The organism is Anaeromyxobacter sp. PSR-1 (assembly GCF_000964525.1).
In the GTDB taxonomy this organism is placed as follows: domain Bacteria; phylum Myxococcota; class Myxococcia; order Myxococcales; family Anaeromyxobacteraceae; genus Anaeromyxobacter.
Map to the genome: position 1 here is coordinate 57,929 of NZ_BAZG01000007.1, position 11,706 is coordinate 69,634.

Annotated in this window: 10 protein-coding genes, 1 tRNA gene and 1 pseudogene; 6 read left to right on the plus strand and 6 right to left on the minus strand. The window is 71.2% G+C overall.

Annotated features, from left to right (window positions below; genetic code table 11):
* The first annotated feature begins 36 nt into the window (after nucleotides 1-36).
* From PSR1_RS02460 to PSR1_RS24025, 3 genes are all read left to right on the plus strand, one after another.
* Complete coding sequence (locus PSR1_RS02460; protein WP_202813216.1) at nucleotides 37-495, plus strand: DUF4186 family protein; 459 nt, start codon at nucleotides 37-39, stop codon at nucleotides 493-495.
* A gap of 62 nt (nucleotides 496-557) precedes the next feature.
* Nucleotides 558-1,520, plus strand: a complete 963-nt coding sequence (locus PSR1_RS02465; protein ID WP_152643282.1) for a hypothetical protein — start codon at nucleotides 558-560, stop codon at nucleotides 1,518-1,520.
* Nucleotides 1,521-2,066: 546 nt separating this feature from the next.
* Complete coding sequence (locus tag PSR1_RS24025) at nucleotides 2,067-2,621, plus strand: AAA family ATPase (protein ID WP_160308997.1); 555 nt, start codon at nucleotides 2,067-2,069, stop codon at nucleotides 2,619-2,621.
* A gap of 397 nt (nucleotides 2,622-3,018) precedes the next feature.
* Here PSR1_RS24025 and PSR1_RS02480 read toward each other — a convergent pair.
* The 6 genes from PSR1_RS02480 to PSR1_RS02505 all read right to left on the minus strand — a co-directional run bounded on the left by PSR1_RS02480 (nucleotide 3,019) and on the right by PSR1_RS02505 (nucleotide 8,984).
* Nucleotides 3,019-3,091, minus strand: a tRNA-Phe gene (locus PSR1_RS02480).
* Nucleotides 3,092-3,230: 139 nt separating this feature from the next.
* Nucleotides 3,231-3,650: a hypothetical protein gene (locus PSR1_RS02485; protein WP_162486311.1), complete on the minus strand. Its 420-nt coding sequence runs from the start codon at nucleotides 3,648-3,650 to the stop codon at nucleotides 3,231-3,233.
* Between the two features lie 188 nt (nucleotides 3,651-3,838).
* Nucleotides 3,839-4,573, minus strand: coding sequence for an MXAN_5187 C-terminal domain-containing protein (locus tag PSR1_RS02490; protein WP_059436064.1), 735 nt, complete (start codon nucleotides 4,571-4,573; stop codon nucleotides 3,839-3,841).
* 32 nt (nucleotides 4,574-4,605) lie between these two features.
* Nucleotides 4,606-5,511, minus strand: coding sequence for a prolipoprotein diacylglyceryl transferase (gene lgt / locus PSR1_RS02495; RefSeq protein WP_059436065.1), 906 nt, complete (start codon nucleotides 5,509-5,511; stop codon nucleotides 4,606-4,608).
* A gap of 12 nt (nucleotides 5,512-5,523) precedes the next feature.
* Complete coding sequence (gene lspA, locus PSR1_RS02500; RefSeq protein WP_059436066.1) at nucleotides 5,524-6,144, minus strand: signal peptidase II; 621 nt, start codon at nucleotides 6,142-6,144, stop codon at nucleotides 5,524-5,526.
* Entirely contained in the window at nucleotides 6,144-8,984 is a 2,841-nt protein-coding gene (locus PSR1_RS02505) for an isoleucine--tRNA ligase (RefSeq protein ID WP_059436067.1), read from the minus strand. The genes lspA and PSR1_RS02505 overlap by 1 nt, the downstream gene beginning before the upstream one ends.
* 122 nt (nucleotides 8,985-9,106) lie before the next feature.
* Here PSR1_RS02505 and PSR1_RS02510 point away from each other — a divergent pair, with 122 nt between their 5' ends.
* The 3 genes and pseudogenes from PSR1_RS02510 to PSR1_RS02520 all read left to right on the plus strand — a co-directional run.
* Complete coding sequence (locus tag PSR1_RS02510) at nucleotides 9,107-10,090, plus strand: RimK family alpha-L-glutamate ligase (protein WP_059436068.1); 984 nt, start codon at nucleotides 9,107-9,109, stop codon at nucleotides 10,088-10,090.
* Nucleotides 10,091-10,210: 120 nt separating this feature from the next.
* A complete protein-coding gene (locus tag PSR1_RS02515; RefSeq protein WP_059436069.1) occupies nucleotides 10,211-10,879 on the plus strand; it encodes a DsbA family protein in 669 nt (222 codons plus the stop codon).
* Nucleotides 10,880-11,079: 200 nt separating this feature from the next.
* Nucleotides 11,080-11,706: pseudogene (locus PSR1_RS02520) on the plus strand (hypothetical protein); the annotation flags it as partial.

Below are 11,706 nucleotides of genomic sequence, written 5' to 3' on the forward strand. Positions count from 1 at the left end.
CGCGTAGGAGGACCGTGCCGAGAATGCGGATCCGACTTGGTTAAATGGCAGCGGCTCTCCGCGCGCAACCTGCGGGACGCTGCTTACACGTTCTCCGCCTTGCGCAACGAGAAGATCCGGCACGAATTCTGGCACCGCCCTTTCGACCGGCGCGCGATCAACCACGCCCTTCGCAAGGGCCGCACAAAACTGCAAGATGCTGCGACTCATCGCATTCAAGCATCCGTGGGGGAAGCCTCCAATCCGAGGGAAGGGAGACAGACTCCGTTCACCGGCAACGTGTTGTTCTACGCGCAGCACGCCGTCGCTGCCTGTTGCCGGAAGTGCATCGAGTACTGGCACGCCATCGATGCCCAGCGGCCACTCACGGAGGAAGAGGTTCAGTACCTGGCGAAGCTCGTCATGCTGTACGTCGATGAGCGCATGCCGGACCTCCCCGCGGATCCTCAGAAGGTTCCGCCGCTCACCGACCCTCGCGGACGGAGCTCGCGATGACTGGGGTTGTAAACACCCAGCGGTACACCGCTTGGCTTCGGGAGCGGGCGATCCGCCCGGAGGTGGGACGCCTCCTCATCTCTCGGCTTGGTGGAAGCCGCCAGGCGCAGGACTTCACGAAGCCCGCGAACTGCAGCGGGCTGGGCCGGCTGCGTCACTTTCGGCGCACAGCATCAACTCAGGGCTGGCCGCCCAATCCACTGCCCATCGATCCTGCCGCCAAGTTCCTTGGGCTTCCGCCGGGAGCGGAGGTGGTCTCGCAGGTCTTCCAGAATGCTGCCTGTAACTGGCGGTGCTGGTACTGCTTCGTTCCAAACGAGTTGCTCGAAGCTCGCGAGGAATTCGCCGCCTGGATGACGGCTGACGAGCTGCTGGACCTGTACCTTGCGGAACCCGCAGCTGTTCGGCCGAGCATGATCGATCTTACCGGTGGCCAGCCGGATCTCACGCCGGAGTGGGTTCTGTGGATGATGCAGGCGATTCGCCGTCGCGGACTGGAAGGGCGCGTGTTCCTCTGGTCTGACGACAACCTGAGCACCGACCTCTTCTGGCGGGTTCTGAGCGAGGAGCAAGTGCGGGAGGTTTCCTCGTTCCGCGGCTACGGACGAGTCGCCTGCTTCAAGGGGTTCGACGAGGAGTCATTCACCTTCAACACCTCTGCCGCCTCGGAGCTGTATTCGCAGCAGTTCTCTCTATTCGACCGCATGAGACGAACCGGCGTCGATCTATACGCGTATGCAACGCTGACTGCGCCGACGATGACGAACATCGCGGAGCGCGTGCGTCAATTCGTGGATCGACTGCAGACGCTTCATCCGAACCTCCCACTCCGAACTGTCCCGCTGAACATTTACCCCTTCGGAGTCGTGAAGGAGCGCATCTCGTCAGTCCGCCGGTTCGCCGCGCTGGGGAACGTTCCGTTCGACGCGCAAACGAAAGCGGTCGCCGTGTGGCAGGATGAACTCGCGAAACGCTTTTCCTCGCAACAGCGCACGGTGCCGATCACGGACGTGACGATCACGTAGTAGCTCACGTTCACGTTCTGTCAGTCTCGCGTAGTACACACAGCCGATGAGCCTCTCGGCGTGGTGGGTGTCTATCCGCGATCAGCTTGAGTCTGCGGACGGGTATCGTCACCCACCTAACCTGCGCCTCAGTGCTCATATCGGGATTTTCACCGAACCCTTTCTGACGTACGTTCTCGAGGGTAGCAAGACTATCGAGTCCCGCTTCTCCTCTCACCGCTGTCCTCCGTTTCGCGCTGTCGAGCCAGGAGACGTGCTGCTTATAAAGGCTGCCGGGGGACCGGTGGTCGCACTCGCCGAGATTCAGCGCGCGCGGTATCTGGCGCACCCGACCGCACGAGACCTACAGGAGATCGCTCAGCAGCATGGCCCCGAGTTGCGGGACGATGTGCCTGGATTTTGGAGTTCACGACGGGACGCCGCGTTCGTCTCCCTGCTGTCCCTTGGGCCCGTTCACACACTTGTCCGGCCGCTCGAGTGCCCGAAACGCGACCGCCGTGGTTGGGTCGTCTTGAGTTCTGCTTCGGCCCAGCGCACTCTATTTGGGTGACAGTCCATCTCGTCGTCGGCGTCTCTGGGGGGATCGGCAGCGGAAAATCGCTCTTCGCACGGCTTCTTGCTGAGCGCCTTGGGGCCACCTGCGTTTCATTCGGCAACTATGTTCGAGATCAGGCCGTTCTGCTGGGTCTCGGGAGCGATCGCGCGGTTCTTCAGGCACTAGGCGAGCGCCTCATAGCTGAGATGGGTTGGGACGCGTTCACCTCTTCCGTCTTGAGTAATTGGGACCGGCGCACGTGCTTGGTCGTGGACGGAATCCGCCACGTCGAGGTGGTTGCTGCGCTGCGAGTCGCGGTCGCGCCTCTTCCGTTTAAGCTTGTGTTCCTGGATGCAGACTTCGAGACACGTAAGGAGCGCCTCGCGGAGCGGAGTTCGGACGCAGAGAACCTCGACAAGTACGACGCCCACTCGACGGAGCACGCGGTCCACTCGGACCTCCCTTCGCTAGCTGGCGTTGTTCTCGATGCGCGGCTTGCGCCTGAGGATCTCGCCGCTAAGGCCGCGGCACTCCTTCTGCCGGGTTGCCGCCTCCCGGTACGCTGATCCAACATACTTCCGGCCGCGGGGGATCTCGGAATCTGCACGCGGCCGGCGCGGTGAAGATCCAGCGGCCCGAACGACCGCCGCCGCACCTGTGCGACCTGGCTCCGCGCCGCCGGCGTCTCGCCGGAGCTCATCGCGCCGGTGATGGGCCCCCCGGAGACGCGGATGGTCGAGCGGGTCTACGGCCGGCTGCCCGTCGAGGATCTCCGGCGACGCCTCGCGGAAGCGATGGGCGAAACTGCAGCGCCGGTGCAACAGCCCCTGCGGACTAGCCTGGATCCCGTGCACTCGCCGGACGCGGCGGACTCGGACGCGGCGAAGCCAGCCCCGCCCTAAGACCAGACGGCCCGCCAGACCTTGCGATCTGGCGGGCCGAGATGTTCGAGCGAAGTTGGTGTGCCTGGGGCCGGAATCGAACCAGCGACACGGGGATTTTCAGTCCCCTGCTCTACCGACTGAGCTACCCAGGCGTTTTAACTGCGCTTGCGGCCGGCGAGACGCCGGCCGCGGGCAGCCCTTTTACGATCGAACGGGGCCGGACGCAAACCGAAATCGCACGGGCGGCGGGCGGGCCGGGGGGACGCGCCGGGGAGGCCGGCGGGAGGGGCGCTACGGGGTCGGCGCGGCGCGGGCGGGCGCGGGGGCGGCGCGCGGGGCGGCGGCCACGCGGGCGCGGTCGATGGAGGCGCGGCGGCCGGCGCGGCGGGCGGGCTCGTCGGGCAGGACGTGGCGCGCCATCTCGATGGCGTGCTCCTCCTGCGAGGCGCAGGCGACGGCGGTCACGCTCTCGTGGCGCGCCCGCATCTCCTTCCAGAAGCGCACGCGCGCCTGGTTCACGAGGAGGCGATCCTCGAGGTGGTCGAGCGTGGCCTCCAGGGCGCGACGCTCGGCGCCGAGCCGCGCCCGGCGCGCGTCCAGGTCGGACGCGCCGCACGCGGCGCAGAGCAGGGCCACGGCGATCGACGGCAGCAGCGCTCGCAAGCTCCCCTCCTCCCACACCAGCAGACGCTCGGGGAGGACGTTGGTCACTTACCATGTGCGAGGGAACCTCCCGCCGGTGACAGGGCACCCGCACGGTGGCCGTCGCGGAGATCGGCTTCACCACAGGAGAATGTCCTTCGCGCCGCACGGCCGGGGCGCGACGCCCGCCCCGCGCCACGTCGTGGGGTTTCACGACGAGCGCCAGCGGACGCCGTGTACGGGTGTCGCGAGGCCGGTCAGACGCGGGGGATCGCCTTCAGGATCGCCTTGCCGTCCTTCACCTCGACGCGGAAGTCCACCGACCGGGCCTTGAACCGCGCCATGACCTCGGGGACCTGCTTCGCCACGCTGCGGGCGACCACGTCGTAGCTGAGGCGCGAGACGTCCTCGTTGCACTGCCGCTTCGCCGCGATGTAGGCGTCGTAGAGCGCCCGCATGCGCCCCTCGTCGGCGGCCCCGGGCTGCGCGGGGGGCGGCGCAGGGGTACGAGCCGGCGGCGGGGGTGCGTTCACGGCGGGTGACGTCCCGGCCGCGGGCGCCGGGGTCGCGGCGGGCCCGGACCCGGGCGCGGGCGCGGCCTCGGGGTCGCGCGCGTGGCGGCGCGCCTTCAGCAGGTCGCGCCGGTACGTGCCCTCCTCGCGCTCGCGCACGCTCCGCTGCCACAGCCGCTCGTACGAGAGGTAGCGCGCGTGGAGCGACTGGATCCGGAAGCGGAGCCCGGTGTTGCGGGTGAAGGCGCCCTTCAGCCGGAGCACCTTCTTGCGCACCTCGTCGCGCCAGCGCGCGGGCTCGCGCCGCTCGGTGCCGAGGAAGTACTGCTCGTAGCGCGCCTTCAGCGCCTCGAGCTCCTCCTCGAGCTTCGCGGTCTCGTCGGTGAGCTCGTCGGTGGCGTGGCGCGCGGCGCGCGCCGCCTCCTCCGCCGACGGCGGGGGACCGGCAGGACGGCCGGGCTTCTGCGGAGGGAGCGCCACGCGCCGAGTCTATCGGCGCCGGCGCCCGGACATCAACGCCCGCCGGCGGGCGCCGGGGCCTCGCCTGCGCCGGCCGGCGCGGGACGGCGCGCGCGCGCCCACACCGCCGCACCTGCCGCGAAGATCGCGATCGAGGTCCACTGCCCCACCCCGAGGCCGAGGATGACGCCGCGCTCCACGTCGCCGCGGAACGCCTCCACGCCGGTGCGCAGCACCGCGTACAGCATCAGCCAGGCGGCGAGCACCTGGCCGTGGAACCGCTTCCGGGGCCGGACGAGGAGCACGAGCAGGAGGAACAGGCCGAGCTCGCCGAACGCCTCGTAGAGCTGGGTGGGGTGGAGCGGCAGGGTGGAGAGGCGGTCGGCCGCCAGGTACTGGCCCGGATCGGGCCGGTCGGCGAACGACTGGAACGCGAGCGACTCGGGCGGGAAGCGGGCGGCCCAGGGCAGGTGCCCGTGGGCGACGTCCCCCCAGCAGCAGCCGGCGCCGAAGCAGCCGAGCCGCCCGAAGAAGTGCCCGAGCGCCACCGAGGGGATGAGCGTGTCGGCGTGCTCGAGGAAGCCCATCCTCTGCCGGCGCAGGTACCAGGCGGCGGTGAGCGCCGCCCCGATGAACCCGCCGTAGAACACCAGGCCGCCCTGCCACACCGCGAGCACGCGCGGGATGCGGCCGAAGGGCGTCGAGACCAGGAACCGCGCGGGCGAGAAGAACTCGCCGGGGTTCACGAGCATGTAGTAGACGCGGCTGCCCACCAGCGCCGAGACCAGGATCCAGAACGCCAGATCGGCGAGCCGCCGGGGATCCTGGCCGCGCCGCGCCGCCTCGCGCTGCGCCAGCCAGATGCCCACCATGAAGCCGATGGCGATGAGCAGGCCGTAGGTGTGGAGCGGCAGCGACGCGCCGCCGGGCAGCGGGATCCGGAAGAGGACGGGGAGCATGCGGGGCGAGGGCTACACGCGCTCGGCCGCCGCGCCGCGCCGCTCCGGCGCGCGCGCCGCCTCGCGCTTCGAGCCGGGGTGCAGCACGAGCATGGCGACGCCCACCACGATGAGCGAGTCGGCCACGTTGAAGGTGGGCCAGCGGATGTCGGGCCGGTTCCACCAGTACCACTCGATGAAGTCGATGACGTAGCGGCGGGCGAGCCGGTCCACGAAGTTGCCCACCGCGCCGGCCAGCACGAGCCCGAGCGCCACCTGCAGGTAGCGCTGGTCCTGCCGGAGCTTGCGGTAGTAGTGGAGGATGAACGCCACCGCGGCGACGGACACGAGCGTGAAGAACGCGTTCCGGAAGAACTGCGAGTGGCCGCGGAACAGGCCCCACGCCGCGCCCGGGTTCTCCACGTAGTTCATCCGCCACACCGGCCGCCACACGTAGTACGGCTCGGTGGAGAGCGGCTCGAGGTGACGGTAGGCGTAGAAGCCGCGGACCCGCGCCGCGAGCGTCTCGTCGCCGCCGCGCTCGAACACCACGGTGAGGCGCTCCACCGCCAGGTACTTCGTCCACTGGTCCGCGGCGAGGAGCGCCGTGAACAGGAGGGCGAGGAGCGCCCACTTCGAGACCGGTCGCTTCATCACAGGTTGCCCACGCACTTCCCGCACAGCGTCGGGTGGGCGGCGTCCTTGCCCACGTCCTCGGCGTAGATCCAGCACCGCTCGCACTTCACGCCCGGTGCACGCGCCACCTCGACCGAGAGCGGGCCGTCGGCGAGCACCACCTTCGAGACGATGAACAGCGTGGGCAGCTCGGCGCGCGCCTCCTCGAGGAGCTTCCGCTGCTCGCCCTCGGCGCGGACCGTCACCATCGCCTCCAGGCCCGAGCCGATGAGCTTGGCGCGGCGCGCCTCCTCCAGCTTCGACTGCACCACCCCGCGCACCTCGAACAGCTTCCCGTAGCGCGCCTCCAGCGCGTCGGCGTCGGCGGGGCGGGCGCGCCGCGGCAGCCCGGCCAGCCACACGCTCTCGGTGGGCCGGCCCGGGAGGTAGGACCAGGCCTCGCTCGAGGTGAAGGAGAGGATGGGCGCGAGCAGCCGGATGAGGTCCTGCGCGATGGCGTGGAGCACCGTCTGCGCCGAGCGGCGCTGCCGCCCGTCGGCCTTCCAGGTGTAGAGCCGGTCCTTGATGACGTCGAAGTAGAGCGCCGACAGCTCCACCGCGCAGAACTGCATGGTGGCGTGGTAGGCGAGGTGGAACTCGTAGTCCTCGTACGCCTTCGCCACCTTCTCGTCCCAGGCGGCGAGGCGCGCCAGCGCCCAGCGGTCGATGGGCTCGAGCTCCGCCTCCGGCACCGCGTCGCGGGCCGGGTCGAAGCCGTCCAGCGCGCCGAGCGCGTAGCGGATGGTGTTGCGGATCTTGCGGTAGCCCTCGGCCAGGCCGGCCAGGATCTGGTCGCCGAGGCCGATGTCGTCGCGGTAGTCGGAGGCGCTCACCCACAGCCGCAGGATGTCCGCGCCGTACTTCTTGATGATCTCCGACGGCTCGATCCCGTTGCCGGCGCTCTTCGACATCGCCTTGCCGTGCTGGTCGAGGATGAAGCCGTGGGTCAGCACCGCGCGGTAGGGCGCCGCGCCGCGCAGGGCCATGGAGGTGAGCAGCGACGAGTGGAACCAGCCGCGGTGCTGGTCGGAGCCCTCCAGGTAGAGGTCCACCGGCAGCTCCAGCCCCTCGCGCTCGATCACCGCCGCCCAGGACACGCCCGAGTCCCACCACACGTCGAGGATGTCCTGCTCGCGGCGGAACTCGGTCTTGCCGCACCCCGGGCAGGCGGCGCCCTGGGTGAAGTCGGCGGGCGGGTGGCGGTACCACGCCTCCATGCCCTCCGCCTCGAACGCGGCGGCGACGCGCTCCATCACCGGCGGCGAGAGCAGCGCCTCGTTGCAGCCCTCGCAGTAGAACACCGGGATCGGCACGCCCCAGGTCCGCTGGCGCGAGACGCACCAGTCGGGCCGGTTCTCGATCATGTTGTGGATGCGCTCGCGCCCCCAGTGCGGGATCCAGCGCACCCGGTCGATCTCGGCGAGCGTGGACTTGCGCAGGTCGGCGTGCTCGAGCGAGAGGAACCACTGGTCGGTGGCGCGGAACACCACCGGGTTGTGGCAGCGCCAGCAGTGCGGGTAGCTGTGCTCGAGGCTGGCCTTCGGGTCGGAGAGCAGGTGCCCGGAGGCGGCGAGGTCGGCGACGATCTCCGGGTTCGCCTCGAAGATCTTCTTGCCGGCGTACTTGCCGGCCTGCTCGGTGAAGCGCCCGGCGCCGTCCACCGGGTTCAGCACCTCGAGCCCGTAGCGCAGGCCGACGACGTAGTCCTCCTGGCCGTGCCCGGGCGCGGTGTGCACGAGGCCGGTGCCGGCCTCCAGCGTCACGTGGTCGCCGAGGATCACCTGCGACTCGCGGTCGAGGAACGGGTGGCGGTAGCGCAGCCCCTCGAGCGCGCTGCCGTCGAGGTGCGCGAGGATGCGCTCGGGGTGGGCGAGCTGCGGCGCGAGCACGGTGCCGCCGCCGCCGGTGGCCGCCTCGTGCGCGGTCGGCGTGTGCGGCGCCGGGACGTCGGAGACCGACAGCTCCCCGGGCGCCACGTCGGCGAGGAAGCGGGCGAGCAGGTCCTTCGCCACCACCACCACCTGGCCGCCGAGGTCGTAGGCGACGTAGGTGAACTCCGGGTGCGCGGCGATCGCCAGGTTGGCGGGCAGCGTCCAGGGCGTGGTGGTCCAGATGACCAGGCGCGCCGGGCGGCCGGCCAGCTTCGGATCGGGCAGCTTCGAGACGAGGTCGAACGCGACGTAGATCGACGGCGAGCGGTGCTGCTCGTACTCGACCTCGGCCTCGGCGAGCGCGGTCCGGTCGGTGATGCACCAGTAGACCGGCTTCTTGCCGCGGTAGAGGAAGCCCTTCTCGGCGGCGCGGGCGAACGTGCGGACGATCTCCGCCTCGTAGCCGCGCGACATGGTCGCGTAGGGCGTCTCCCACCGGCCGAACACGCCGAGCCGCTTGAACGACTCGCGCTGCTTCTCGATCCACTTCTGCGCGTACCTGCGGCAGGCCTCGATGATGGCCGGGCGGTCGAGCTCGCGCTTCTTCGGCCCGAGCTCCTTGTCCACCTTCAGCTCGATGGGCAGGCCGTGGCAGTCCCAGCCCGGGATGTAGTCCGCCACCTCGCCGTTCAGGTTGCGGTACTTCACCACCACGTCCTTCAGGATCTTGTTGAGGGCGTGGCCGATGTGGATGTCGCCGTTCGCGTACGGCGGGCCGTCGTGCAGGACGAACCGCTTCGCCCCGGGCCTGCCCGCGTTCTGGGCGACGAGGCGCTGGAAGATCGCCTGCTCCTCCCACTGGCGCAGGATCTCCGGCTCCCGCTGCGGGAGGTTCGCCTTCATCGGGAAGTCGGTCTTCGGGAGGTTGACGCTGTATTTGGAGTCCACGGCTCTTTCGCCTCGGAAAGACAAGGGTTCTAGCAGCCGAGGGGGGCGGGATCAACGAACGGTTTTCCGCGCGGCGCGGCGCGTTGCGGGGGCGGGGGAAGGCCGCTAACCTTCCCGCGCCCATGCCCCCAGGCAAGAAGACCGCCCGCGCGAAGCGCGCCGCCGCCCGCCCGCGCCGGGACGGCGGGGCCGGCGTCGCCATCCTGTCGCGCAACCCGAGGCTCTACTCCACCCGCCGCCTGGTCGAGGCGGCGACCGCGCTCGGCCACGCCCCGCGCGTGCTCGACACCCTGCGCTGCAACATGGTGCTGGCGCGCGACCGGCCGCGGATCTTCTACCTCGGCGAGGAGGTCCTCGCGACCGACGTCCACGTGGTCATCCCCCGGATCGGCGCGTCCATCACCGGCTACGGCGTGGCGGTGGTGAACCAGTTCGACCTCATGGGCGTCCCGGTGCTCGCCGCGGCCACGCCCATCGGCCGCTCGCGCGACAAGCTGCGCGCGCTGCAGCTCCTCTCGCGCTTCGGCATCGACATCCCGCGCACGGTGATGTGCCGCTACCGCGAGGAGGTGCCGGAGGCGGTGCAGATGGTGGGCGGGCTGCCCTGCATCATCAAGCTCATCCAGGGGAGCCAGGGCGTGGGCGTGATGATCGCCAACACCGAGGTGGAGGTGCGCGGGCTGCTCGACACGCTCTGGACGCTCGGCCAGGAGATCCTGCTGCAGGAGCTGGTGGCCGAGTCGAAGGGCCGCGACGTCCGGGCGCTGGTGGTCGGCGACCGGGTGGTCGCGGCCATGCGCCGGACCGCCCGCGCCGGCGAGTTCCGCTCCAACATCCACCGCGGCGGGGTGGCCGAGGCGCTCGAGCTCGGGCGCGAGTACGCCGAGACCGCGGTGAAGGCGGCCCGGGTGATGGGGCTCGAGGTGGCGGGCGTGGACATGCTCGAGGCCCGCACCGGGCCGAAGATCATGGAGGTCAACAGCTCGCCCGGCTTCGAGGGGCTGGAGGCGGCCACCGGCCTCGACATCGCCAGCCTGTACGTGCGGCACGCGGTGGAGTTCGCGAGCACGCGGCAGTCGGGCTACGCGAGCGGCCACCTCGCCTGACGCTTCACGGTGCGTCGTGTGGGTGCCGCGCGCCGTCGCCGGCTCGCGTGACACGGGGGAGCAGGCAGCCGCCCGTCGCTTCTGCGCGGCGCGCGCGCCCGAGTAGAATCCGCGCCCGCCGTGTCCCCCCACTTCCGTCACGCACAGCCCGTCGCGCTGGTCCTCTACGAGGATCCGCTCTCACCGTGGTGCCTGGTGGCCGAGCGGCGCATCCTCACCGCGCTCGAGGACGTCGAGGGCGCCTTCGGCGCGCTCCAGCTCGAGCCGTACCCCACCCGCCTCGAGCCGCGCGCCATGACCAAGTCCGAGCGGCGCGCGCTGGCCCGCGCCGCGCGCAAGGCCGCGCGCGAGCCCGAGGCGGCGGCGGTCACCGACGACCTCTGGCTCTCGCCGGACCCGCCGCTCACCTCCATCCCCGCGCTCACCGCGCTCGCCGCCGCGCGGCTGCAGGGCCCGAGCCGCGAGGCCGCGCTGCGCCACGCCATCCGCGAGGCGTCGCTGGTGCGCGGGCTCAACGTGGCGCGCACCGACGTGCTGCTCGAGCTGGCCGAGCGGGCCGGGCTCGACCTGCACCGCTTCGCCGGTGCGCTCGCCGCGCCCGCCACCGAGCGGCGCGTGCGCGAGGTGCACGAGAGCGCGTTCGACAAGGGCATCCGCGGCGCGCCCGCGCTCGTCATCGGCGACGAGTGGCTGGTGGCCGGCCCGCGCTCGGTGGACGAGTACCGCACCGTCCTCCGGCGCTACGCCTCCGCCCGCCTCGGCCTCGCACCTCTGAAGACGTTGCATTGACCGCGGGCGCCGCTGCGCGGCGCGGTCCGCCCGGCGTGCGCCCGCTTCACGCCGTGCCGCGGGCGCGCGCGCACATCCGCCCCCACGCACGTCGTTCCGCGGGGTTCGGCGGTGGCATGGCCGCTGCTATGCTCGCGCTCGAATTTCGACGGCGCGCCGCCCGTCGATCCCGTGGAGCGCGCCGCTCCGAGGAGCCCACCATGAAGCGCACCCTCGCCATCCTCGCGCCGCTCGCGATCGCCGCCTCGGGCTGCGTGGTCGCGACGCCGGTGCCGTCCGAGCCGCCGCCGGTCGCCATGCCGGCGCCGGCGCCCGCCCCGCCGCCGCTGCAGGTCTGGTACTACGGCGAGCACTTCGTCCCCGACGCGTTCGGCGGCGGCTGGTGCTACGAGCCCGGCGCGCACTGGCACGACTACTATCCCGACCAGCCGTCGGCCTATGTGCTCGACGGCGGCTACTACTTCTACCGGGGCCCGCTCGTCTTCACGTACTGGGAAGGCCACCCGGTGCCGGGCGGCGGCTGGTGCTACGTCCGCGGGCCGCACCGCCACGACTACTACCCGCCGCGCGGCAACGACTGGCAGTGGCGCCGCGGGCGCGGCTGGTACTACCGCGGCAACTGGCGGCCCGAGCGCCCGCCGCCGCCGACCTACTGGCCCTCGCGCCCGGCGCCGTATCCGTCGCGGCCCGCACCGGCCCCTGCGCCGGCGCCGTACCCGGGCCGTCCCGCGCCCGCGCCGTATCCCGGCCGTCCGGCCCCGGCACCCGCGCCCGCTCCGGCGCCGTATCCCGGATCGTCCGTACCCGGGCCGTCCTGCGCCCGCCCC

Coding starts and splice junctions, on each gene's coding strand:
- lspA (WP_059436066.1), bottom strand. CDS start 6,144: ATGAAGCGACCGGTCTCGAAGTGGGCGCTCCTCGCCCTCCTGTTCACG.
- lgt (WP_059436065.1), bottom strand. CDS start 5,511: ATGCTCCCCGTCCTCTTCCGGATCCCGCTGCCCGGCGGCGCGTCGCTG.
- PSR1_RS02510 (WP_059436068.1), top strand. CDS start 9,107: ATGCCCCCAGGCAAGAAGACCGCCCGCGCGAAGCGCGCCGCCGCCCGC.